The following is a 24,144-nucleotide window of genomic DNA, read 5'->3' as shown; positions in this document are numbered from 1 at the left end:
GCTCAGAAAAAAGCCCCGTGCTTTCCTCTACTGCAACTGGCAAAGCGATCTGCTGCCCACCCTTGAGTTTCGTCAGATATGGGAGCAGCTAAAAGCCCAGTTCGAGCCTGACCAAGCAGCGGTGCTTATCGTAGAGGCGCTCTATATCGCCGCGACCTATGACCAGGAAAAAGCGATCACTGATTTTTTAGCACAGGCTCTCGCAGAAGGCACGCTCACTCTGGCACGTCTCCAGCAGCAGTTCATCCCCGACCTATCAGCGTCACTCCCCTCGGTAGAGACGCAGCAACATTCGCTCGACAGTTATGACCAACTCCTCAGTCCCCAAAATGACACCCTCCACTCTTCAGGCTCCGCCGAAGGAAACGACGATTACCCAGGCGACCGCGACCGCCAGTCCATACCAGCAGCTCAGCGACCTCCTCAAGCAACTCAAACTCACGTCCATGCTTACCCATTGGGAAGCTACCGAGAGCCAAGCTTTGCAGCAGCAATGGTCTTATGCGCAGTTCTTATTGACGTTATGCGTAGACGCGAAGCGGCTTCTCTGAGAGTACAGGAGACAAGCAGACGCAACCAAATGCGGCTAAAGCGGGCTATAAAAGAAGCACAACTGCCCGCCGTAAAAAGTTTGACCAGCTTTGAATTCGCTCACTGCACAGACTTCAATCCCGCGCCCCTGATGCAGCTTGCCGATGACGCTAGCTGGCTAGATAAAGCGACTAACTGCCTCATTTCATTCTGGACGATTTCGGCTACGTCCAGAAGTCGGAGGCCGAAACCTCCGTTCTCTTTGAGCTAATCGCGCATCGTTATGAGCGCAAGCGCTTACTGATTACGGCCAATCAGCCGTTCAGTCAGTGGGATAGCATCTTCCCTGACTCAATGATGACCGTGGCCGCCGTTGACTGCCTCGTTCATCATGCTGTCATCTTTGAAATCAAGGCCAAAAGCTACCGTCAGCAGGCAGCTACTACTCGAAACAAAGACTAGCACGGCAGAGAATGCCCTCATGCACCCGATTTCTTTAACTGATCACGCAGTGTCATTTTGATCACTGGCTGCCGTCTGACGCTGATGCCACCCAGTACTTGTATTCGATGAGTCTCACGATGAGTCTTTGTAGTCTCTACCAAATGTCACTCATCACGACAACTGACTGTCACGTCACCGCTACGGCCTTGACATTTAACACTCACAGGCGTGGGGACAGCCTCTATGTCATTTTTCTGACCCGAGACAATCCGCCGGTTCACCCCCACAGGCGTGGGGACAGCTAAAAGATAAGGTATGGGTTGGGTCTTAGTACGCGGTTCACCCCCACAGGCGTGGGGACAGCCAACCATTTTCGCCCCCAACGCCGGTCACGTAAACGGTTCACCCCCACAGGCGTGGGGACAGCTCGGCTTCAGTCAGGCGCAGCTCGATGATAATAAGGTTCACCCCCACAGGCGTGGGGACAGCTTGACAAAAACGTCCTATCGGACATCGCCGGGGACGGTTCACCCCCACAGGCGTGGGGACAGCGTCTCTAGCGTCATTGGCCTACCTGGGAGGATACGCGGTTCACCCCCACAGGCGTGGGGACAGCCGTATCTCGCTGTACGGTGGGCCGCTGGCTGCGGCGGTTCACCCCCACAGGCGTGGGGACAGCTGAGTTAGTTTCCTTTTGCACCCAACACCCCATGGCGGTTCACCCCCACAGGCGTGGGGACAGCGTGCCGACCGCGTCTACTAGCTCAATGTAGGACGACGGTTCACCCCCACAGGCGTGGGGACAGCGCCATCCGGTAGCGCCAGCCATCGGGGCGTTTAACGGTTCACCCCCACAGGCGTGGGGACAGCTGAATATTAGGGTTCGGGGGTGGGGATATGGACCGGTTCACCCCCACAGGCGTGGGGACAGCTAATCTTGGCGGCGTCATCTTGAGTCAGCAGACCGGTTCACCCCCACAGGCGTGGGGACAGCTGATTATTTCATGCGGGGGTGACCTCAACGGGTTCGGTTCACCCCCACAGGCGTGGGGACAGCGCAAGAAACTCTAACTGCTTTTCGTCACCATCATCGGGTTCACCCCCACAGGCGTGGGGACAGCGTCGTATTGGGTGCGCTGCCGACCCTGGTGCAAGCGGTTCACCCCCACAGGCGTGGGGACAGCGCGTCGATTTCGTGGTCGTCCTGGCCGTCGGCAACGGTTCACCCCCACAGGCGTGGGGACAGCGCTACCCAACTCTACCAGCTGGAGTCCTAGAATCGGTTCACCCCCACAGGCGTGGGGACAGCGGATTGAAGCCGTAACCGTTGAAGACACTTATAGCGGTTCACCCCCACAGGCGTGGGGACAGCCTACTGCCAGTCGGCAAGGCAAAGATAGCCACCCGGTTCACCCCCACAGGCGTGGGGACAGCGCCGAAAATGCCTTTATGAGCTGTGGGCTAAAGGCGGTTCACCCCCACAGGCGTGGGGACAGCTAGAAGACCAGACCACCGAACCTCAGGAGTACGACGGTTCACCCCCACAGGCGTGGGGACAGCAAGCAGCGGCAACCGCCCGGCTAAACCGGTTACGCGGTTCACCCCCACAGGCGTGGGGACAGCTGCTGACGCCCCATTGATGCCCATACGTCGCGCTCTGGTTCACCCCCACAGGCGTGGGGACAGCGCAACCTTAGAAGGGGCAGTACAAGTCGGAGAAAACGGTTCACCCCCACAGGCGTGGGGACAGCGTACAGCTCGCCCTCCTACCGTCTACGAAGGAATGCGGTTCACCCCCACAGGCGTGGGGACAGCTGCTCTACCAGCGTCTGGGCTATCTCTGTGACTACGGTTCACCCCCACAGGCGTGGGGACAGCTTCTTTGAAACCATCACATACCATTTCCCCCCAACGGTTCACCCCCACAGGCGTGGGGACAGCGACCTTCGACGGTTCGGGAGTAGGGGCGACGTGCGGTTCACCCCCACAGGCGTGGGGACAGCGTCGCACGGGCTTACATCGATTTCTCCCTTTCCGGTTCACCCCCACAGGCGTGGGGACAGCAACGGGTTTTAGGGCTACCATTATTCGCTACCTCCGGTTCACCCCCACAGGCGTGGGGACAGCGGCCTTCAAAGCTCTCAAAACTGCTTTCAAACTCTGGTTCACCCCCACAGGCGTGGGGACAGCGAGTCCGTTTGAATGCCGCCCACTGTCCTTGAGTCGGTTCACCCCCACAGGCGTGGGGACAGCGATAGGGGCCTGGGTAGACAATTGTTTACTTAGGTCGGTTCACCCCCACAGGCGTGGGGACAGCTAACATTACGATTCCTGCGTCGTTTGCTAGTTCGCGGTTCACCCCCACAGGCGTGGGGACAGCGAATGCTGCAAGCGTTTAGGGCGGGAAGCATCACCCGGTTCACCCCCACAGGCGTGGGGACAGCGGATGTCCTCGTATTCACCAATCCTTTCTAATAGCGGTTCACCCCCACAGGCGTGGGGACAGCGTATTTCCGCGCACCGATTTAAGTAAGTCGCGGGCGGTTCACCCCCACAGGCGTGGGGACAGCTTCCAATTTTGCTTCTAGTGGCTCGACATATGCCGGTTCACCCCCACAGGCGTGGGGACAGCCTTTTCCAAATCGTTTCTGGGCTTTGCGAATAGCCGGTTCACCCCCACAGGCGTGGGGACAGCCAACCATGGGCTCTGTCTTCCACCGGCTAAGAGCGGTTCACCCCCACAGGCGTGGGGACAGCACTGCCCTGTATCCCGGTCATCCCGCGCCGTAATCGGTTCACCCCCACAGGCGTGGGGACAGCCCCTGATAACCAAGTTCAAATGTGGCTAGGCCATCGGTTCACCCCCACAGGCGTGGGGACAGCGTCCGGGCGTATGTTAGTAGCTGAAGACGAATTCGGTTCACCCCCACAGGCGTGGGGACAGCGGCAAGAAAAGCAATGGCGGTAACGGCTCGATCGCGGTTCACCCCCACAGGCGTGGGGACAGCATACTCCTCCAATTCAGGACTCCACTCCCATGACGGTTCACCCCCACAGGCGTGGGGACAGCGATGTATGGGCAAGCCCATTCCCTAGCCCTATGCGGTTCACCCCCACAGGCGTGGGGACAGCGTGGGCCAGTCTGTAGAGTAGTCGGGATGCTTCTCGGTTCACCCCCACAGGCGTGGGGACAGCGGGTGTCGGCATGGATGAAAGACCGAATAGAAATAAGGTTCACCCCCACAGGCGTGGGGACAGCTTAACCGCCATTACACCGGTCAGCTTGACCAGCTCGGTTCACCCCCACAGGCGTGGGGACAGCCTATCGACAAGAATCTGAATCTGGCTAACCACAACGGTTCACCCCCACAGGCGTGGGGACAGCGGGTATCGACCAGGAATTACCAAGGACTTGTACCCGGTTCACCCCCACAGGCGTGGGGACAGCTAGCCACGCCGGTAATAGCGCCTGCCGCTAGCCGCGGTTCACCCCCACAGGCGTGGGGACAGCGAAATCTCAGCTAGATTGGATAGGGCATTCATGCGGTTCACCCCCACAGGCGTGGGGACAGCTCTGCTCGAGGTCTAGGCTTGCTGCCAGTGATTCGGTTCACCCCCACAGGCGTGGGGACAGCTCAGGGGTGGCGCTGGTCATGGTGCTTAGTAGCCCCGGTTCACCCCCACAGGCGTGGGGACAGCAACCCAAAAGACTACATGCTTTGGGTGGACACATCGGTTCACCCCCACAGGCGTGGGGACAGCCGGCCCCGGTTTCATGTTCGCCGCTCGGGATGTCCGGTTCACCCCCACAGGCGTGGGGACAGCGCCGGCATCAGTGAGCTGGAAAGTGTATGACCGGACGGTTCACCCCCACAGGCGTGGGGACAGCGTAATATTCCCCTTCGCTGAATTCCCCGCCGGGCTGGTTCACCCCCACAGGCGTGGGGACAGCTCGTCCCATTGTCTACCAGTATTCGCGTACGTTACGGTTCACCCCCACAGGCGTGGGGACAGCAAAGTCTTCTTAGACACACGTCCTTCATAAACAACGGTTCACCCCCACAGGCGTGGGGACAGCCGTCTAGAACTGCTGCGTTGGCCTTGGATGTAAGAGGTTCACCCCCACAGGCGTGGGGACAGCGATGTTTTGCTCAAGCAAAAGTGTTTCTTCCATAACGGTTCACCCCCACAGGCGTGGGGACAGCAGCAGCGTGTTTTGACCTGATAGTCAGTGGCCTGCCGGTTCACCCCCACAGGCGTGGGGACAGCCAACGTACTCTTCGGGCGGGTTGGGTATCGGATCCGGTTCACCCCCACAGGCGTGGGGACAGCATACGACGGTCGGGGCACGCTGTCTGTCCCAATTCGGTTCACCCCCACAGGCGTGGGGACAGCGTTTGCTTTGAATTTGGTTCCGACGAACGTAATAGGGTTCACCCCCACAGGCGTGGGGACAGCACTTGCAAAACGGTTGATTCTATTGAACTTTTACCAGTAGTACACCCTCTATGTCTACTAAAGCCCTAGAGGGATTTCCAAGCATTCGGGCATCGAAGCCTTGCTCATTCCGCTGTGAATAGAGCATGACGGCAGAGCCTTTTCCAAGTTTCTGCTCAATCAGCTCCCATAGCTCATCTCGAACCAAAGCAGAAATACGGCCAGCAAAAACTCCTGCCTTGATCTCAAACAGCCAGCGGCTCAGCTCTCCTCTCAGGGCAGGCTTAGCATTTTCGAGAATGAATACCACCATTTAGCCCTCCTTATCGGACCAATTTTTTCCGCCTTCCACCGACTCCAAAACGTCATCCCACAGGAAGCAGATTGGTTCCGCTTCATCCTCATGACCAAAGCTTAAAACCTTGTCAATATCCTGAACCAGGCGATGCATCAGGCGATAGTCATTGAACCTATCTCGGCATTTACGGCGAACGACCCTATCGAGGTCAAAATATGTTTCCGCAGCGGCCTCAAAAGCAGCCGGAATGGTTGTTTCCGCCTTATACATATCCGCAACGTCATAAACGAATGACAGCGGTTTTCCGGTATGAATAAATCCGAGGGCTGGGGAATAGCCTACTGAATTCAGCGCAGCCTGACACACGGCATAGAGGCAGGTGTTAGCAATAGACAGGGCTTGGTTGATAGGGTTAGCATCGTCCCAGTTTTCCTGCTTATAATTACGGCCCTTCCACTCAACACCGGTCTCCTTACTCCAGCGTTGGTACATCGTCCGCACGCGCACCCCTTCCAACCCTCGAATTTGCTGAAGTGTTAAATCTTCGCTGAGCGGTTCATCGAAGCGAAAGGTATACATTCGCCTGACCACTGCTAATCGCTGGATGGGATCGGCCCATAGCGTCGCCTGATGAATAAGACGCCTGGCATTGCTAGCCCCACTGCGCCCGCTAGCGTAAAAGCGCGTCAGATCCTGCCCTACCCACTGCACCTCGCAGACATTGTCAGCTAGGGTTTTGATGGCAGCATGGGTGATCGACGTTCCTGGCCCTAGCAGCAGCGTAGAAATAGCCGCGCAGGGAACGAAGAACTTGCTTTTGTCTTTGAAAATTGCGATCGCGCGATCATCCTGTTCGATCCGGCAATGCTCAAAGTACAAAAAGCTAATGCGATCGCGGGCCTTGGGCAGAGTGCGTAATCTAGACATAATCCGAGCCCCCGGTAGAGTTGGCTAAGGTTGAACCCGAGCAATCGACAGTAGGCCACAGCCGTAGGATTTTCCGCGCCCAATGCCCTGCTGTAGCATCTGCTGAAACTGACTGGGTTCAGTCACTTCTAGAATTCCCTGATACAGCGCCGTCGTAATTCGGATCGGCGCAGCACCTTTATCCTTGAGGCCAAATACGTTAGGCGAAGGGATGACATTGACCCCATGAAGCTTAAAGCCGCAGCGGCTGGCCTGCCGTTCTAGCCAGGCCAGCTGATCCGCCTGACGAAAGAGGCCAATGGTCTTTCTGGTTTTCTGATCGCGCTTGCTCGGGTTAGCCTTGAGCCGAAACTGTAAAAGTTGTCCCGGCCCTAGTTGAGCCGCATCAAAATCCACTGACTTTACGGCATGGTCGCTCAAATATCCTTCTGGAAGCTTCGACCAGTCAGGCTCAATCTCTGACTGCACTAACACCACGTCGTTATCGGGCTCCTGGCGAAACAGAATTTGCCAGTTCTCACGCGGACGATCTGGCTCCTCGTCAGGGAACCCATGCATGATTCGCTGATGCAGTTTATGGGCGTTGCTCAAATCGGTTTGGACTTTGGGATGGCGTCGATTCAGGACTAATTTTGAGAGATACATAGCTCAGTATTGATGAAGTGAGTGTCTACACAGCGGCGACCGAACAGCCGCTTTTGCCAGTCGAGGGGCACGTCCTGCCGTACGTCCAGACTGTCTGGCACCTCGACAACACAGCGCAGGCGATCTGGCTGTTCGCGAGTGAAAGTGCGCTTACGGTGAATTGGCTGCTCTAGGGCTGCGAGCAGCGGCTGCTCCACAATGCCAACCTGAATTGGGCAGCTAGGCACAAAACTTTTGCGGCCAAAGTAAAGCTGCCAGGTCGGCGATTGCAGAGCCGTATCTAGGGTTTCGAGCAGCAGGTGATTCCCCTCCAGCCCCACCAGATAGTCGGCATCGGCCACGTAATAGCGCCAGCTCAGTTCCGTTTTGACCTTCTTTCCATTAGGTCTAATGCTATCCATGATGGTGTGATAATCACATTGGACGGTTCCTTCCTGATTAACCCTCACCCCCATTTTGAGGGCAGTCAAATCCTCGACCGGCTCCCAACGAGGGCGGCCCAGTGCGGCACAGAGGAGCCCAATCACAGCAGATTTAGTTGGTTCTCGGCGGGTATCCCGATTTGTAAATCGGCTGTGGTCGCCCCAGCTCATCATCGGTGCCCGCATGCGGAGTAGGAGAGTAGGCATCTTATTCACCTTGGGAGAATGCGGCTGCGATCGCGTCTTTGAGCAGCTCATCGACCGCAGGCAGTTCGCAGTCGGCAAGATGCTTGAGCTGCTGGGCCAGCTGAGTGCGGGTGACAATTCCCTTAAAGGCGACAGACTTTTCACCGTACATTTTGCTCAGCTCTGCCCAGTGCTCGTCTAGCTTAAAGACCGCATTTTCTAACAAACTCTTACCGCCTCTAGGCGCAACCGGATCTTCAAAGGCGTCTACCAGTGAAATAGGCTGGCCCTGGCGGACAACGGCCAGTACCGCAGCTGGTCGGCTATGAGCGGCAAACCCATTTTGGTGCCCGGTGGGAATCGCTTTAACAAACGCTTCTGCAAACGCCATTGCCACACTGGCCGCCTGCTCATCGCTAGCCCCCAGGTTTCGCTTCAGCTGTTCAGTATCCAGGACGCTGAAGCGGTAGTAGGTAGAGCTGTTGTAGCCCGTCTCACCCATATGGTCAGCGCCGGTATCTTCACTGGATCCGAGATCATCCACTGCGGTGAAGAAGTCGAACTCCTGCTGAAGTTTGTTAACGCTGATAGCATGGGCCATTTGCACAGCGGCATCCACGTTAACGGTGGGCAGAGAGGCCATCATGCGCCCGAACAGGGCAACATCGCCCGGCTTACCCGTATCTACCAGCGCTTTCTCAATGACTTTGGCAATGTTGGGATCTTTTGCAGGCAGCTGGGGACTGTCTCCAGAGAGTGCTGGCTCAATCGTGTTCCAATTGCTGATGAGGATATTCGCGATCGCGGCTATCTCTGTCCGGCCCAGAAACACGATCGTTTTCGACTCCCCTGTCTTTTCATCGAGCTTGAGCTTGAGCCCATCTTCTAAGGCTAAGCGGGCGGCTGCTTCAGCCTGAGCCTCGGCAATGCCCTGATCAACCAGCAGCTTTTTCAATTCAGGCAGCCAGGACCGAGAGCGAGCGGCAAATTGTTCTGGTGCAAGGTTGGAATAGTCCTGATAAAACAGACGAATTGCCCGCTTCTGACACTGGCTAGAAATCCGAGCTCGGGGGCGACCGCCGAACACCGTAGATTTTGGCATGCCGTTCTCGTCCCGGTTTAGGTTGGCGGGGGGAAAGCTTTGTAGAATGTGAATTTCGAGTTGCATAGTTGATTTTCCTCTTCGGTATGATTGGGTTGAAATGACTTAAGTAAATACTTCAAGATTCATCAGCCTTGATAGCTTTCAGAACTTGTTTGACAATTTTGGGATGCAGAATCTTAGCAGAGTGGAAAGGAATGACTACCCTGAGCCGGTCTTTTCCATAAATTCGATGGCTGCCCGCACTTTGCAGCAGCTGAAAACCCGCTTTGAGTACGAGTGTTTCTGCTTCAGAGGCCGTAAGTCTAGGTTGTTTAGGCAACCTGTACCTCCATCACAACTGCAGTCAGCTCTCGGCTAAAAATTTCCTCCTTCTCAACTTGCGAGAGAGTTGACAGATACAAAGAAATTGCTTCCTTGATATTGATTTGCACCTCTTCCATTGAATCGCCCTGAGTTTGACAGCCTTCTAGCGCTGGGCAGTAGGCATAGTAGCCAAGCTCATCTTTTTCAATCACGACAGACAGCTGATGCATTTTTCATCTCCTTGAATAGTGAGTATTCACTAATTTTAGTCATCATTATTCTGGCTCGGCTGCTCTTCTTGTTGGCTAGATGGCGCACCCCAAAATGCTCTTGCCCATTTGTCTTGGATGTACTGATCGGGGTGCTCCCAGCGGCAGAGGTCTGCTAGCAGCTGGGGGTAGTCAATGGAAATATCCTTTGATTTCATCAGGCGAACCAGGGCCGAGAGGGGCGATCGCAAATCTTCTAGAGAAGTATCTAGCAGAGCGCGAAAGCGGCGGTCGGCTCCCTTAGAACTGCCTTCGCCGGTTAAACGGCGAGCACTGTGACCAAAGGTTTGTCGGTTTTCCCGATGCAGCCCTTGGGGATAGTAAGCAGACAGGCAGGCGACAAAGATCCATTCATCCTGGTGATACTGAATGCCGCCCAAGTAGGGCAATACCAGCGGATAGGCGGCCCGTAGATGTCTGGGCTCATCCGTCAGAGCCCGTTTGAGGATAGCTTTGGCACCGCTGTCGTTTTGGGTCTGCTGCTGAACAGACTCTAGAAATTTTGTCTCTCGTTCAGCGGGTGCGAGTCTGGAAGTTGAGGTTGTCATGGGTAGTCTCTGTAGATAGGAGTTTAGCTCGCCTTGGCCTGGGGAAATTTCTCAGATGCCTTATCTTTCCCAGTTTTTTGGCCTGTCTCACCTCGAAACTTGGCTAGTTGGTAGCTAAGCGATCGCAGAGCGGCGGCCCGCGCCTGGTAGTTGCGGATTGACTGAATTGACTCTGTAAAAGCATCCCTGGCCGCGTTCTGAACGGTCTGGGTCCAGGCGGGAAGTTGCCGATGACCGTACCGGGTGATGCCGTCTGCACCCGTTTCGGTGTCCTGGGGCAATGCATAGAGCAGTTTGGGAAACTCGCGATCAAGCGTAGCCCAGTAGCGAGATTCGCCGTCTAGGGCTTGGGCTAAGCTGCCTGCATCGCCGTGTTTGAGGATCTCTGCCAGGGCATAGTAAGGGCTCCCCCGGAAGGAACGGAAGATTTGCTGGTGTTCTTCAGCAGTATTAATGGCTAGCTTTAGCGTAGTAGCTAATTCTGTATCGACGATATAAGCTTTTGGGGCTGAAAACTGCTGCGTACTCCAGCCCAGCGGTTTAGCCTTATCGGCACTAAAGCCCACAATTTGGAGCGTGACGATATCTTCGACCAGTTCTTCTGATCGCAGCTCAGCAAGCCAGTCAATAATACGGGGACGGTGATTCTTTTCGGCAGAGAGGAGAAAGCTATCAACATCTCGCCAAAGCTGCCTATTTAATGACATCCGCACCGGTCGATCATCCCGGTAGGCAATGCCGCATTCCCACTGCTGAGGCGTTACCTTGTCTGGCAAGGAGTTGCCCATAGTAATCGCGATTTGGCTAACGCTATTATTTTCAACAAATAGCTTGAGTCTGCGCCACGGGAAGGTCAGATAGCTAATGTAGCCCTGAGGAATAGATTTAGTCGGCCTACCTGCGTAACTGGTTTCCCAAGTAGGTATATCTTCGCCTTTTATAGCGCCAGAAATCTCAGAGTTTGGATCGTAACGCATCAGGTTGAACAGCAGGGTTTGTTTCAGAGTTGATCCTTGAACTAATACATTAGCTGCGTTAATGGTCGGCGTATTGACCGCAGAGCGATTGCCTTTAGTTTGCCCCACGTAGTAAGCCCGCAAACTGGTGATATCCACCCCCTGAAGCCGTACTAACAGACGGGCTGCCTCTGGGAGTGAGAGGCTGTAGCCGCTCCACTCATGCTCGTGAGAGAATACTTTGGAAGTGCTCATGGTATGGATGGCGTGGACTGACACGGCTTTATCAATGGGTAGTGCCATGTCTTGCATAAAGGGATGTTCTGGATGGAGCAGATCGAAGCGGTCGGCACGGTCTTGTAGATATGTAATTGCTTCTTCACCGTTATCCTCAAAAATTTCTTCCCAATGCTCCTCATTTCGTGGCACCTGATAAGCTCGATGCAGAATAGCGAGTAGGAATCGATAAAGAGCCAGTGTTGTGGGTGGATTATCTGACTGGATCTCGCGCAGGGTTTCCCAATTGTCAAATAGTTCAACCAGTGAGACTTCTCGGACTTTGAAATCGTTTCCTACAACGGGAATCCAGGCTTCTTCGGTCAAGTTGAACGGCATAAATCACCTTCTATCTAGTAAATGAACAAACATCTATGAATGAGACGCGATGATAGGCTTTTGCTTGTGGGACTACTCCGCTTTTTCAATCAGCACCCCTCGCAATGGGTTCAGGGTCAGCCGCCAACCCCCGACTACAGCTACTCCCTGGGCATTGAGTTCTACATATCGGCAGTTTCGCAGTAATGCAGAAGTCCACTTGGGAGGATTCTCCTGGCTCAGTAAGGCTTGAACTAGCCCCTGCTTAGAGAGGCGGGTGCTGTGGGCAAGGAGGTTGCGGATCAGGGCTAAGTTAGGTCTGGTTTTTAAGTCCACTGAGTCCTGGCTGCTAGGAAACACCAGACCAGCCTTGGTTTGCTGCAAAAAGATAGTCGTCACCGAGGGTTCGCCCAGACGGGTCATGGCCGCGATCGCGCCCTCATCGTCTTCTTCGCCCCGGCGAGTAAAGTCAGAAGGCTTAACATCTGATCTGGGCGGTGGCACTTTTACCTGGTTTGCGATCGCCCGTTTACGTTCCTCCTCTTCGACCTTGTACTTCTCTAAGGAAGCTTGCCAATCATCGGCATGGGTAGGGTCGAGTTCTTCTGGAATCGGCATTTCCAGGTGATAGACTGACTCAATCAGGTCATCAGTTTCTTCAGGAAGCTGAATAGCGCCTCGCTGCCGTAGCGCCAGCCAGCTTCTGAGTAGCACATGCCGGTCATAGATATAGCCACTATCGCCAAAGTCAGCTTTACTCTGTTTCATCAAGGTCGGCTCGATAATCCAAAGCGTTGGCGTTTGTAGCTGGGCTGGACGACAGTCTCGGACATGGCGATGCAGTCGTCCAGAGCGCTGGAGTAGCAGGTCGATCGGTGCGAGGTCGCTAATCATCAGGTCAAAGTCTACGTCCAAACTTTGCTCGATTACCTGAGTCGCGACGAGTACAAATCGATGAGGTCGCTGATCCTGCCCTTTGCCAAACTTACTCAGACAGTCCTGCTCAATCCGTTCTCGGTCTTGGAATAGAAAGCGTCCGTGAAATAGACCGAGCTCTTCCTCGGAAAAGTAGTCCTGAAGCCCCTGATAGACGGCCTGCGCTCGGTTAACCGTAGAGCAGATGACCGCAGCACAGCCCCCATCGGCCAATACCTGTTGCAAGGTTTCAGGCCATTCCTGATCGTTGGCCCAGCGAATGGCTAGGGAACGCCGCACATGATCGGATGCGGCAAATGACTGAGCCACCGCTTCCCCACTGGCAAAGGCGGTAATTCGGGGATAGGGCGCAGGCGGTAAGGGCGGCGCAGAATGTCCACAGCCGTTAGCGTAAGCGGTCAAAAGCCTTTGGCGGGTCGTGGCCGGTAAAGTAGCCGATAGGGCAATCACAGGCGATCCCAGAACCGCTGCCCATTCCAGGAACCGTTCCAGCAGCGTGCTGGTGTAGAGGTCATAGGCATGGATTTCATCCAGAATGATGGTGCGACCTGCCAGACCAAAGAGGCGAACAAACTGATGGCGCGATCGCACGACGCCCATCAGGCCCTGATCCAATGTTCCAACGCCGTAGGGACTGAGCAGCGTACGTTTGCGGGCCGTGTGCCATTCGCTTGCGACCACTCCCGATTCTCGGTCATAGACCTGATCCAGCCGACAGACGGTACTCTGATAGTCTTCCTTCAGGGCAGCGGCTGAGTGGCTGAGGGTTAAATTGATCACATTCTGCGGATATCGCTGCCGTAAAAAGTCCTGAATCCGCTTAAACATGGCGTTGCTGGTGGCCTGGGTGGGTAGCCCGATATAGAAGCCTCCAGCCCCAGCCTGATGTTGGAGATGGTCGGCTAAATACAGCGCCGCCTCGGTCTTGCCCTCCCCCATCGAGGCTTCTACCATCACCAGGCAAGGTGGGGTCAGGGTGGCGGTGAACTGAATCGCCGCCTCCTGTAAGGGGCGAGGCTCGCTGATAAAGGAAAATAATTCTGTAAAAGCTAAAGGTTTTCCGGTCGCGGGCTGACCCCATCCCTGCTTAGCCAGGGCATTTTTTGCTTTGTTAGGAAGCTCGGCAGCGTAGGTCTCAAATGGCGTGTCATTGGCATAGGGAAACCCGGAGTCGGCGTCAGGGTTAGAGGCAATCCAGTCCGATACCGTGGTCAGCCCAGCCAAAATCATGGCGGCGGCGTTGTCGCATTGGCTGGGAAGGTCGGCTGAAGTGAGACCAACAAAGTCTCGAAGCTGTTGAAAAATGGTCAGGCTATACTGTCGCCAGAGGCTACGCTCATCATTTCCGGCAATGGCGCTATCTAGCGCGTCAATCTCGTGCTGAGCTGGAAAAAAGCCATGGTGGCCGCCGACGATTGTGCCCAACCGCCGAGCTAGTTTTTTGGCATGGCGCTTTGAGAGGTCGCCGCCCAAGCCTATTTCAACTAAAAACTCAGGCAGAGTTGCTGCGGTAATTCTACCGTGAGGCGCATCGCCAATCTGCCGTTCCCGGGGCAAAGATGACCAGCAGTCATAGAGGGTTTCTCCAGCTAGAATCTTCCCCACTTCGCTGACCTGAAACTGAAAGGCGGGACTGACTTTACCCAGGTCGTGACTACCCGCCATGAAGCCGCAAAAGCGGATCAGGGATTCGCCCGTGAGCCCTAAACCTTGGGACAGGTGATTCAGAGCCAGGGGACTCAGGTGGATTCTCAAAATTTCCATCGCCACAGCCGCTGTATCGGCCAGGTGGCAAATGACGGGATGGTACTCCGGCTGCCCGTCTTCTCGAAACTCGCCTTTGCCTGTCTTCGCCCAAAATCTTTCTGAACTCATTTCGATTCTCTAACTGGAATTTCGTTGGAATACTGTTGTTGCATGTCCTGGATTTCGTTTCTCAGCATATTCAGTAAGGCTGGCGGTCCTAAAACCCTGGCACCCTTACCATATCCCAGGATCCACCGCTTCACGTCGTTTAGCCCACGGACCGTCATTTGCAAAGTGACTGATCCATCTTCTTGCTCAGCCAATTTTTGAGAACCATGCCAGCGGCGCTCGCGGATGTAGGGAGCCGTCGGCGCATCAAACCAAATGTGCACCGTCATCGGGACGCCACCCGCTTCATGCTGAAAGATCATTTCCATATGATCTTTTTCATTGAACTTGGGATCGCGGACAAATGCCTGATTGAGCTGACGTAGCTCTTGAATGCGATCTACTCGAAACCATCGAACCTCCTGACGCTTGTGACAAAAGCCGATGAGATAGGGGTTCGTGCCTCGATAAATATGCAGCAGGTAAGGATCAACGGCTCGCTCTGAATACGCATCCCGGCTGGCAGTGTAATAGCGTATCCAAACCTGTTGAGAAGCCTGAGCAGCAACCTCTAAGCCATGCCAAATTTCCGGGTCTAAATTCGTTTCAGCACCTGAGCGAAAACTAATGCGCTCGTCTGCCACCTGCTGTAGGTCGATCCAGGTCTGCTCGGGCAGGCGTTCTGCTAAGCGCTCGATTGCCGATCGGAGTTCGGAAATATAGGCAGAGCCAGAGTAAGTTTCCAGCATCCTTGCGCCTAGCATGAGCGCAAAGAGCTCACCTTTTGAAAGCGAAATACTCGGCAGTCGCCAATCGCTGTCAGTGTAATGAAATCCTCTGGTTTTGCTATACCGAACCGGGGCAGAGTAGCGATCGCGCAGAAACGCAATATCGTTACGGATAGTGCGTTCGTTCACTTCCAGCACCGCAGCCATAGCGGGCGCAGTCTGTCGCTCGGGCGATCGCAGCAGCGCATCGATAGCAAGTAGCCTTTCCAGGTGACGTGACATGGTTCAAATTTGCGAATCTGAAAACAGTCTACCCAGCCAACCCGGAAAAAACTTTACCGGGTTGAAACGATATTCAGAGGCAGCAAAAAATTTTCTCCGTGATGAAACGGAGTCCATTCAGAGTGGTTGATTGGCGATCGCGCTTCATGCAGCTCCTTTTTCTCCGGGTACGCTCCTACTAGGCTATCCAGATATGGCGCTTCGAACCTGTGAAGTTCTTCGGCCAGGCTGACTATATTGCTGACGCCGTAGTATCTGGCCCCGGCCTTGAGCAAATCGCAAAAGGTCAGCGCGGCTAAAGTGGTGTAGCCTCCGATACAGCGTAGTCACGATATCAGTTTTGAACTTACTATCCTAAGTGTCATACGCAAGGCTATCGCCCTTATCATTCGTTGGCTAATTCCAAAGCGAGCGTCCGCAATTCAGAAGATACCCGGAAATCAACGTTTTCCAGCGCATCCAAAATGGGCTCGATAGCTGAAACAATACCCTGCTTCTTCGCTTTGAGCAGCATTCCCACAGTCCCTGTAACCTGAAGGCCTAGCTGCTTGGCAATCCGGCGAGCTTTTTTATCGTCTAGCAGCACAGGAATATTTTTTATTTCCAAAGCAAGGGCGATCGCTTCTGACTCACCTGCACCGACCTGAGTTTTCAAGTTGGCGACGAGCGCCTGATTTTCAACTGTTTGTACCAGTAGCCAGTCGGTTTCAAAGCCAATTTCAGCTTCAACTGCCTGAGGAATCCATAAGGTTGAATACACCCGAGGGAGGAGGTCCAACCGCTGAATGCGTTCCAGAGCAATTAGACCAGCGCTGTTACTCACAATTCGGCTATCCGTCAAAGATGCATTTCCTGCTCTAGATCCTCTGCTGGATAATCAAAGACTGGTATGCCAGTTTTTCCAAGTAGCTCCATGAAGGTGGATTTGGAATATGCAGACAGCTCAGCCGCTTGTCCTAAAGAAAGGCGACCCGTCTCGAAAAGTTTAGCAGCAAGCAGAAACTTTGCTTCCTGAAGCGTGATGTCAGCAGGGAGTTCAATTGTGAGTTGATGGCTCATGGCGATTACCTACAGTTTCTATAGTCTATTAATTTCTACGGGCTCAATGTCATCGGCGATCTCGAATCCAAACATCTGAGCATGAAAATACAGCTTGCATCTAGGGCACGTTTAGGGATTACTACGTGTTGAGCAGAAGATTTTGAAAGGGATTGCTGTTCCCCCATCGATAGACGTCAAAGTCTCTACGATCAATGGTCAAAATACGCCCGTGCCCTAAATGTTCTGCTAGCACAATCAAAGAAGCATCCGCCAAATCCATCGGCAGATCAGCATATTGCTCCATCAGCTGGGACATCCGTCCTAAGTGATGACGCTCCAACTGAAAAATCTCAAACACGCTCTGACACAAGGCTTTGAGAAAACTCTGCTGGGCAGTTTGATTGACCCACTTCATCAGCAAATAGCAGGTTTCCGTAATGACTGGATAGGTCGTGATTAGAGGCTGTGAGAATCTATCAAAGGCCTGTCGAGCTGTTGCATGGTAGGTATCACACTGGTTGAAAAGTGCCAAAAAGGCACCCGTATCGACAATGATCATGGCTACTCAGGGGGATATTTCTGATCGAGATATTCATTGACACTTGACTTGTAGTTGCTTGACAAATCAGGGGCACCCTCAAAGCACCCCACTAGACCCGCTTCGGTCAGAATATCTAGGGGTGATTTTTGCGTTGGGTTCAATTGTTTGTAGTACAGGTCGATCGCCTGGTTCAAAACCTCGGTAAGGTCTTGATGGGTTTGCGCTTGAATATAAGCTAGTTTTTTAGCGTGGTCATTATCAAGTTGGGTGGCGATCTCCATGGGCTTTACCTACAGCTTGTGTATATTTCTATTTTACGACCCTGATCGAGACAGACAGCATTGTATGTATCAGCTAGACGAGCTTAACCCCCTGATTTCTACCGGTTCAATCTTGTCGGCAGGTGAGAAACCAAACACCTGAGCGTAGAAAAATAGCTCGGCATCCAGGGCGCGTTTGATGTTTTCGGCTTTGCGGAAGCCGTGCTGTTCACCTTCGAAGAGGACGTAGGCGACGGGGATGCCTTTAGCGCGGAGGGCTTCCACCATGAGTTCGGCCTGGTTAGGCGGGACGATTTTGTCTTCGTTGCCCTGGAGAAAGATTACCGGGCAGGAAAGCTGATCGACATGGTTGATCGGCGATCGCGCTTCATACAAATCTCGCCGCTCGGGGTACGGTCCGACCAGGCTATCCAGGTATCGCGACTCGAACTTGTGGGTTTCCTCCGCTAGGCTGGCCATATTGCTGACGCCGTAGTAGCTCGCTCCGGCTTTGAACACATCGCGAAAGGTTAGCGCCGCCAGCGTGGTGTAGCCGCCAGCACTGCCGCCGTCGATGGCGAGGCGATCGCGGTCTGCTTTCCCTTGCTCAATCAGATACAGCGCCCCGTTCACGCAGTCATCCACATCAACAATGCCCCAGCGGCCCTTCAGCCGCTCGCGATACTCTCGCCCGTAGCCGGTGCTGCCGCCATAGTTGACATCCAGCACGGCAATGCCGCGACTGGTCCAATACTGAATACCGGGGTTAAAGGCGTTAGAGGTCGCAGCGGTGGGGCCGCCGTGGGTTTTGACCAGCAGCGGCGGGCGTTTGCCTGCGGGGGCCTGGTAGTCATTGTTTTTGGGCGGATAGTAAATGCCGTGGGCGCTGAGGCCGTCGGTCGTGGGAAAAGTTATCGATTCTGGCTCAGTCAGATAGCTGGGGTCGATGTCGAGCTGGCTGGTACGCCGGAGTTCTTGAATTTCGCCGGTAGCGAGATCGAGACGGACAATCGCACTGGGTCGGGTTGCGACTGCACCGATAAAAACGGCTGCGCCTGCGCTGACCTGAAGGCCGCCGATCTGGTCGTAGGGCGTTTCAATTGGGGTGAGCGATCGCGTTTCTGTATCCAGCCGGGCAAAGTGCTGGACGCCGTCTTGACGGTAGGTGCAGAGCAGGCTGCGCTCGGATTCAAAAGCATATGTCGAAAGGCCAAACACCCACTGCGGCAGGCCAAATTCAGCGGCCATTGGGCACAGCGGTTCGGACTCGCCCCGCCAGCGATAGAGGTTCCACCAGCCGGTGGCATCGCCGATGTAGTGGAGGATGCCACCGGGCGACCATTCGGGCTGAAAGATTGACTCGGTGGGGCCTCCGGCAATTTGCTGGAGATTGCTCAGCTGCCCATTGGCGGTGATATCGGCCAGCCACAGCTCGGTGCCGTCCCAGGGCATGTTGGGATGATTCCAGCTGACCCAGGCCAGCTGGGAGCCGTCGGGGCTAAGGCGGGGCGCGGCGTAGAAGTCGCTGCCTTGGGCTAGGATTGTGGGTTCGGATTGGTTGAGGGGAATGGCCGCGATCGCGTTCACTACCTCATCACCACGATGGTCTTCCTGTACGCAGATCAGCCGCTGGCGCTGCCGATCGATCACACCGTCGGCGTAGCGCAGCGGGGCTTCGGGCGTCAGCGGCGTCGGCGCTTCTCCCGGTGACTGTCGGTAGAGCCGCTGGTCTTGAAAGTTAGAAAAATAGACGATGCCTTGATCAACCAGATAGGCCCCACCGCCGTACTCATGCACGCGGGTACGCACGTTGAAGGGGGCGGGGGTCACATCGGTGATTTCTGGGGCTGCCCCGGCAGCATAACAGCGAACAACAACCGATCGACCGCCTTCAGAAGGGCGCAGCTCATTCCAGTAAATCACCTCATCCTCCAGGCGAATCTCACCCAGGCGCAGGGTGTTGGCGACAATCAGCTCGGCGGTGATCGGCGATTTCCAGGTGCCAAAGGGAGCAGTGGTCGGTTGAGTCATAGGGCGATCCGTATCCATGTTCGAGATTATATGAGGCAGGGTGCTCGGTGCAGCGGGCTGGGTAAACTAGCTGAGGACAGGGAGATACTCGCGATCGCAAACCTTGGAGAACGCGAGAAATAAAAGAACGCAGGAACGCTCTAGCATTCCTGCGGATTTAGCTCATTGAGGAGCTAGCGAATCAAGTTTAGAGACGATTTCCAAAGATTACTTTTGGCCCATCTCGGCTACGATATTGCGGGTCAGGTTGACGCGCTGCTCAAAGTCGAGCCCTTTGACAGTTTCAACGAAGCCGCTGGTGTTTTCAGGTAGCTCGTAGTCATCGGGCACGGTGATGATAGAACCCGACTCCATGCCTTGAGCCAGCAGCAGCCAGAAGTCGAGCTGGGCCGAGTTGTGCAGGGCACCATACTCTTTGCTTAGATTGGTGCCGGCACCGTTGGCGATATCGCGCTGGGCCTGGAGCTGTTCCTCTTTGGAAAGCGACTCTACTTTGTCGTACAGCGCTTTACCAATCGCTTCAATATCGTTCGGGGGAGCGGGGTTGAGCTGGTCTTTAATGTCCAGGTAGCCGTACCAGAGCAGCGCGAGCTGGGTGTCAGCGTCGAATTTCTTGAATTCGGCTAGGGGCTGTTTGATTTCGTTAAGCGTGGTGTATGTCATAAAATACCGATGTGTCAACAGGCCGATCGCTTTTGAAATAATCTCAAAAGGTCTCAACCGCTGTTACATATCTTAACTAACTAGAGCAACCTGCTAAACTGCCCTGAGACGGACAATCCAGCAGGCTCTCACAATCAAAACCTCTACCGATTGAGGGGGTAGCAGTTGGTACCTTCGACGTTCACCCAGCTCAATCCTGGAGAATTGTGATCTAGCACACCGCTAATCTTCTAACACAACGGCGTGCCAGGTTTTTTTAGCATCTCCCGTATTGTCGATCACCACATGCTTGACGATGGTATATTCCTCCAGCGCATAGTGTGACATGTCCTTGCCAAAGCCGCTCTGCTTAAAGCCGCCGTGGGGCATTTCGCTAGCGATCGGCAGATGGTCGTTCACCCAGACGGTGCCGCATTCCATCGCCGCCGACATCCGCATCGCCCGCTGCACGTTCAGCGTCCAGACGCTGCCCGCCAGACCATAGGGCACATCGTTGGCCAGCTGGATCGCCTCGGCCTCGTCGCTAAAGCGGTTCACGACAGCTACTGGGCCAAAAATCTCTTCCTGCACACAGGCGGCGGACTGGGGCGCTTCTACCAGGATGGTTGGCGGATAGAAGAATCCTTTTTGATCAGGAATCTCTCCTCCCGTAGCGACGCGGATGCCCTGCTGCCGGGCTGCTTGAACGTAGCCATCGACCTTTTGCTGCTGGACTTCACTCACCAAAGGTCCCATGTCAGTCGCATCGTCAAAGGGTTTGCCAAAGCGAATCTTTTCACTGAGGGCCGTAAAGCGTTCGAGGAAAGGCTCAAAAACCTCGTCCTGGACATAGATGCGGGTTGCTGCCGTGCAGTCCTGGCCGGTGTTCATGTAGGCGGCTGGAATTGCCCCCCGGGCGGCGGCCTCGATGTCGGCGTCAGCAAAGACAACAAAGGGAGCCTTGCCACCCAGTTCCAAAGAGACTCGCTTTACCCCGGCACTGGCCAGCGCTGCCACTCGCTTACCGGTGCGGGTGCTGCCGGTGAAGCTAATCATCCGAATGTCGGGATGATTGCAGATCGCTTCGCCCACTTCAGCATCGCCTGTCACCACGTTGATCAGCCCGGCGGGAAGGCCCGCCTCTAGCGCGATTTTAGCCAGCTCAATCGTCGTAATCGGCGTATTTGGGGCGGGCTTGATCACCACTGCATTACCTGCCGCTAGGGCTGGCCCCAGCTTCCATACCGCCATCATCAGCGGATAGTTCCAGGGCGTGATCGCGCCAACAACGCCAATGGGCTCGCGGCGAATCAGGCTGGTGTAGCCACCGACGTATTCGCCAGCCACCGCGCCTTCCTGACGGCGAACGGCAGCGGCAAAGTAACGTAGATTATCTACTGAGAAGGGAACGTCGCCGCCGGTCGTCAGCTTCATCGGCTTGCCGGTATTCTGGCTTTCGAGCTCGGCCAGCCGCTCGCTCTGGGCTTCGACCGCATCGGCGAATTTCATCAGGGCAACGCTGCGTTCGCCGACCGAAAGGGCGGCCCATTCCGGCTGCGCCGCTTTAGCCGCAGCGACGGCACGGTCTACATCGGCGGCGGTGCCGACGGCAACGGTGGCAAAGACTTCTCCTGTAGCGGGATCAACCAGCTCTTGCTTACCGGTCGAAGGGCTGTCTGCGCCGATCACCATGGAATAGTGAATCGTTTTTTCTAGCGTTTGCATGGCGTTACCTCTGGAAGTTTTCTGGGAGCTTGATGAAAGTTTAAGGGAGTTCTAAGCCTTGGAATTGAATGAGGGGACAATAATACAGTCCTTGGCCTGCCAGCTCAGCGATCGCGCTTCCCCAGCCTGCCCCAGCTGCACCACCTTTAGCTGCCCCACCGGCGTCTCGACCTGGAGTTCGGTGAGCTGGCCAATGTAGGTCATCCCCAGAGTCTTGCCCACCAGCTGATTATCCGCTGTAGCAGCGCCTACCTGAATGCGTTCGGGGCGGATCATCAGCGTCACGGTTTCTCCGACGGTCGGCGGCTGGTCGGGATAGGTGACCTTGAGGGGGACGTCGTTGATGAGCGCGATCGCGCCCTCCGCCGTCAGCTCCATTATTTCGCCTGAAAGAAAATTAGCCTGGCCGATAAACTGGGCCACAAAGGCCGAAGCTGGGGCGTTGTAAATCTCTGCTGGAGTGCCAATCTGCTCCACCCGACCGCGATGCATTACCGCCAGCCGGTCGGATAGAGCCATCGCCTCCTCCTGGTCGTGGGTGACATAGATAAAGGTGAGGTTCGTCTGCTGCTGGAGCTGCCGCAGCTCCTGGCGCAGTTCGTCGCGGATTTTGGCATCCAGGGCGGAGAGCGGTTCGTCTAGCAGGAGGACTTTAGGCCGATTGATCAAGGCGCGGGCCAGGGCAACGCGCTGCTGCTGGCCGCCGGAGAGCTGAGACGGGGCGCGATCGCCCAGCTCAGGAATCTGCACCAGCTTTAGAACGGCCTCCAATCGCGGCCCGAACTCACTGCGCGGCACCCGAGCAATCTTGAGCGGATAGGCCACATTCTCCGCCACGCTCATGTGGGGAAATAGGGCATAGTTTTGAAACACCGTATGTACGCTGCGGCGGTAGGGCGGCTGCGCCGTCACCCGTTCGCCGCCGATGAAGACCTCGCCCAGATCGGGCCGCTCAAAGCCACCAATCAGCCTAAGCGTCGTCGTTTTCCCTGACCCGCTCGACCCCAGCAGAGAATAAAATTCTCCTGGTTGAACATCCAGGCTCACATCCTGAACCGCGTAAAATACGCCGTCCGCCGTGGGATACCGCTTGCTCACCGCATCGAGATAGACCACGCTGTTCTGTTGCCGATGGGGACTCAACTACTCTGTCCCCCCCAGCTGCTGACTCAGCAGAACAACGCCGCCGCTGCCCAACAGCACCAGCGTTGCCACCGCCGCAATCTCCGGCGTAATGTCAATCCGCAAGCGGCTCCAGATCTCCATCGGCAGCGTATTCTCTCGCCCGGTGAGAAAAATCGTTACCACGACTTCATCAAAGGACAGGGTAAAGGCCAGCAGTGCCCCAGCAATCAGCGCACTGCGCAGGTAGGGGAATAAAACATCCCGAAACACTTCACTTGGCTTTGCCCCCAGGTCATAGGCTGCTTCTTCCAGACTGCGGGGAAACTGGGAGAGCCGGGTGAGAATCGGGCCGAACGCTACGGGCAGCCCAAAGACCCCGTGACCTAGAATCACCGTTAGCAACGACAGCTCCAGTTCTAGTTTCAAACCTGCCGCGCAAAGAATTTATAATCAGAAAGTTCTTATCAATCGAAGCATCACCGCCAAACCAGAACAAACTACAACCATCACCAGCAGCGCAAAAGCCGCCCCCAAAGGCCAGTTATAGGAAACGCCAAACTGAGAAGCAATCAGATTTCCCAGCATAATTCCCTGAGGTCCTCCGCCCAGCCCAGGCGTAATGAAGTCTCCCAGCGTCAGCGCAAACACATTAATCGAACCCGCCAAAACCCCCGGCAGCACCAGCGGCAGCGTCACCCGGCGAAACGTACCCCAGGGCGGCGCGTTCAGGTCAGCAGACGCCTCCAGCAGTTCCGGCGGGTGACGCTCAAAGGCTGTAATCACCGGCAGCACCATAAATGGCAGCCAGACATGAACAAAGGTAAGCATCGTCGAAAAGCTGTTGTAGAGAAAGGCTGAACTTGGCTCTTGTAAAATCCCTAGCCCTACCAGAGCGCTGTTGATCACGCCGTTATAGCCCAAGATGATCTTCCAAGCAAACACCCGTACCAGATAGCTCGACCACAGCGGCAGGATGATCAGCAGCGTCAGCAGGGAACGCCACCGCCCGCCGTAGCGGGTGATCGCCAGGGCTAGGGGAATCGCGATCGCGGCATCAATCAACGTCACCCCCAGCGCCGTCATCCCCGTTCTCACCAGCACCCGCCGATAGGCCGCGCTGGCAAAAATGGTCTGAAAATTGTCCAGGCTAAACTCCTGCACGATCTCAAAGGAGTCCAGCCGCCAAAAGCTGTAGACAATCAGCAGCGCCAGGGGAACAAAGTAAAGCAGCCCCATCCACAGCAGCGGCGGCAGCAGGGTGGCATAGAGTCCGACGGGCGGGCGGCGGGCGGTGGGCGGCGAGATTGCGGTCAC

At 55.4% G+C, this 24,144-nt stretch carries 21 protein-coding genes, 3 pseudogenes and 1 CRISPR repeat array; of the genes and pseudogenes, 2 read left to right on the top strand and 22 right to left on the bottom strand.

Features of this window, described 5'->3' with window-relative positions:
• A pseudogene (locus IQ241_RS26920) lies at positions 1-319 on the top strand (hypothetical protein); the annotation flags it as partial.
• Between the two features lie 419 nt (positions 320-738).
• Positions 739-993 (top strand): annotated as a pseudogene (locus tag IQ241_RS26915) (ATP-binding protein); the annotation flags it as partial.
• A gap of 192 nt (positions 994-1,185) precedes the next feature.
• Positions 1,186-5,433: direct repeats of the CRISPR family, unit length 29 nt; unit sequence CGGTTCACCCCCACAGGCGTGGGGACAGC.
• Positions 5,434-5,452: 19 nt separating this feature from the next.
• Here IQ241_RS26915 and cas2e read toward each other — a convergent pair.
• From cas2e to IQ241_RS11850, 22 genes and pseudogenes are all read right to left on the bottom strand, one after another.
• Entirely contained in the window at positions 5,453-5,725 is a 273-nt protein-coding gene (gene cas2e / locus IQ241_RS11950) for a type I-E CRISPR-associated endoribonuclease Cas2e (RefSeq protein ID WP_193907381.1), read from the bottom strand.
• Positions 5,726-6,637, bottom strand: a complete 912-nt coding sequence (gene cas1e, locus IQ241_RS11945; protein WP_193907379.1) for a type I-E CRISPR-associated endonuclease Cas1e — start codon at positions 6,635-6,637, stop codon at positions 5,726-5,728.
• Positions 6,638-6,661: 24 nt separating this feature from the next.
• Positions 6,662-7,282 (bottom strand): type I-E CRISPR-associated protein Cas6/Cse3/CasE, encoded by a 621-nt coding sequence (gene cas6e, locus IQ241_RS11940; protein ID WP_193907376.1) that lies wholly within the window; start codon positions 7,280-7,282, stop codon positions 6,662-6,664.
• Complete coding sequence (gene cas5e / locus IQ241_RS11935; RefSeq protein WP_193907374.1) at positions 7,264-7,911, bottom strand: type I-E CRISPR-associated protein Cas5/CasD; 648 nt, start codon at positions 7,909-7,911, stop codon at positions 7,264-7,266. The genes cas6e and cas5e overlap by 19 nt, the downstream gene beginning before the upstream one ends.
• Before the next feature lies 1 nt (position 7,912).
• Complete coding sequence (gene cas7e, locus IQ241_RS11930; RefSeq protein ID WP_193907371.1) at positions 7,913-9,058, bottom strand: type I-E CRISPR-associated protein Cas7/Cse4/CasC; 1,146 nt, start codon at positions 9,056-9,058, stop codon at positions 7,913-7,915.
• Positions 9,059-9,110: 52 nt separating this feature from the next.
• Positions 9,111-9,314 carry a type II toxin-antitoxin system HicA family toxin gene (locus IQ241_RS11925; RefSeq protein WP_193907369.1) on the bottom strand — a complete coding sequence of 68 codons (204 nt, stop codon included), beginning with the start codon at positions 9,312-9,314 and terminating at the stop codon, positions 9,111-9,113.
• Complete coding sequence (locus IQ241_RS11920; protein ID WP_193907368.1) at positions 9,307-9,528, bottom strand: type II toxin-antitoxin system HicB family antitoxin; 222 nt, start codon at positions 9,526-9,528, stop codon at positions 9,307-9,309. The genes IQ241_RS11925 and IQ241_RS11920 overlap by 8 nt, the downstream gene beginning before the upstream one ends.
• A 35-nt stretch (positions 9,529-9,563) precedes the next feature.
• Entirely contained in the window at positions 9,564-10,115 is a 552-nt protein-coding gene (gene casB / locus IQ241_RS11915) for a type I-E CRISPR-associated protein Cse2/CasB (RefSeq protein ID WP_193907366.1), read from the bottom strand.
• A 23-nt stretch (positions 10,116-10,138) separates the two neighbouring features.
• Positions 10,139-11,686, bottom strand: a complete 1,548-nt coding sequence (gene casA / locus IQ241_RS11910; RefSeq protein ID WP_193907364.1) for a type I-E CRISPR-associated protein Cse1/CasA — start codon at positions 11,684-11,686, stop codon at positions 10,139-10,141.
• Between the two features lie 72 nt (positions 11,687-11,758).
• Positions 11,759-14,476, bottom strand: coding sequence for a CRISPR-associated helicase Cas3' (gene cas3, locus IQ241_RS11905; RefSeq protein ID WP_193907362.1), 2,718 nt, complete (start codon positions 14,474-14,476; stop codon positions 11,759-11,761).
• Positions 14,473-15,465: a helix-turn-helix transcriptional regulator gene (locus tag IQ241_RS11900; protein ID WP_193907360.1), complete on the bottom strand. Its 993-nt coding sequence runs from the start codon at positions 15,463-15,465 to the stop codon at positions 14,473-14,475. The genes cas3 and IQ241_RS11900 overlap by 4 nt, the downstream gene beginning before the upstream one ends.
• A gap of 116 nt (positions 15,466-15,581) precedes the next feature.
• Positions 15,582-15,779 (bottom strand): annotated as a pseudogene (locus IQ241_RS26535) (alpha/beta hydrolase family protein); the annotation flags it as partial.
• Between the two features lie 71 nt (positions 15,780-15,850).
• On the bottom strand, positions 15,851-16,120 hold the full coding sequence (locus IQ241_RS25525) for a DUF3368 domain-containing protein (protein WP_228021622.1): 270 nt from the start codon (positions 16,118-16,120) through the stop codon (positions 15,851-15,853).
• A gap of 182 nt (positions 16,121-16,302) precedes the next feature.
• Positions 16,303-16,524 (bottom strand): UPF0175 family protein, encoded by a 222-nt coding sequence (locus IQ241_RS11890; protein ID WP_193907356.1) that lies wholly within the window; start codon positions 16,522-16,524, stop codon positions 16,303-16,305.
• 121 nt (positions 16,525-16,645) lie between these two features.
• Positions 16,646-17,065 carry a type II toxin-antitoxin system VapC family toxin gene (locus tag IQ241_RS11885; protein ID WP_193907354.1) on the bottom strand — a complete coding sequence of 140 codons (420 nt, stop codon included), beginning with the start codon at positions 17,063-17,065 and terminating at the stop codon, positions 16,646-16,648.
• 2 nt (positions 17,066-17,067) lie between these two features.
• Positions 17,068-17,328: a CopG family transcriptional regulator gene (locus IQ241_RS11880; RefSeq protein ID WP_193907344.1), complete on the bottom strand. Its 261-nt coding sequence runs from the start codon at positions 17,326-17,328 to the stop codon at positions 17,068-17,070.
• Positions 17,329-17,397: 69 nt separating this feature from the next.
• Positions 17,398-19,338: a S9 family peptidase gene (locus IQ241_RS11875; RefSeq protein WP_193907343.1), complete on the bottom strand. Its 1,941-nt coding sequence runs from the start codon at positions 19,336-19,338 to the stop codon at positions 17,398-17,400.
• A gap of 207 nt (positions 19,339-19,545) precedes the next feature.
• Positions 19,546-20,001 (bottom strand): orange carotenoid protein N-terminal domain-containing protein, encoded by a 456-nt coding sequence (locus IQ241_RS11870; protein ID WP_193907341.1) that lies wholly within the window; start codon positions 19,999-20,001, stop codon positions 19,546-19,548.
• A 222-nt stretch (positions 20,002-20,223) separates the two neighbouring features.
• Complete coding sequence (locus tag IQ241_RS11865) at positions 20,224-21,705, bottom strand: aminobutyraldehyde dehydrogenase (protein ID WP_193907339.1); 1,482 nt, start codon at positions 21,703-21,705, stop codon at positions 20,224-20,226.
• Positions 21,706-21,756: 51 nt separating this feature from the next.
• Entirely contained in the window at positions 21,757-22,848 is a 1,092-nt protein-coding gene (locus IQ241_RS11860; RefSeq protein WP_228021621.1) for an ABC transporter ATP-binding protein, read from the bottom strand.
• Positions 22,849-23,256: an ABC transporter permease gene (locus IQ241_RS11855; protein WP_228021620.1), complete on the bottom strand. Its 408-nt coding sequence runs from the start codon at positions 23,254-23,256 to the stop codon at positions 22,849-22,851.
• A 24-nt stretch (positions 23,257-23,280) separates the two neighbouring features.
• Positions 23,281-24,144, bottom strand: a complete 864-nt coding sequence (locus tag IQ241_RS11850) for an ABC transporter permease (RefSeq protein ID WP_193907337.1) — start codon at positions 24,142-24,144, stop codon at positions 23,281-23,283.

This window comes from Vasconcelosia minhoensis LEGE 07310, assembly GCF_015207255.1.
GTDB lineage: Bacteria > Cyanobacteriota > Cyanobacteriia > Phormidesmidales > Phormidesmidaceae > Vasconcelosia > Vasconcelosia minhoensis.
Note: the sequence above shows the minus strand (reverse complement) of the source record. Positions and strands in the feature narration are given on the sequence as shown.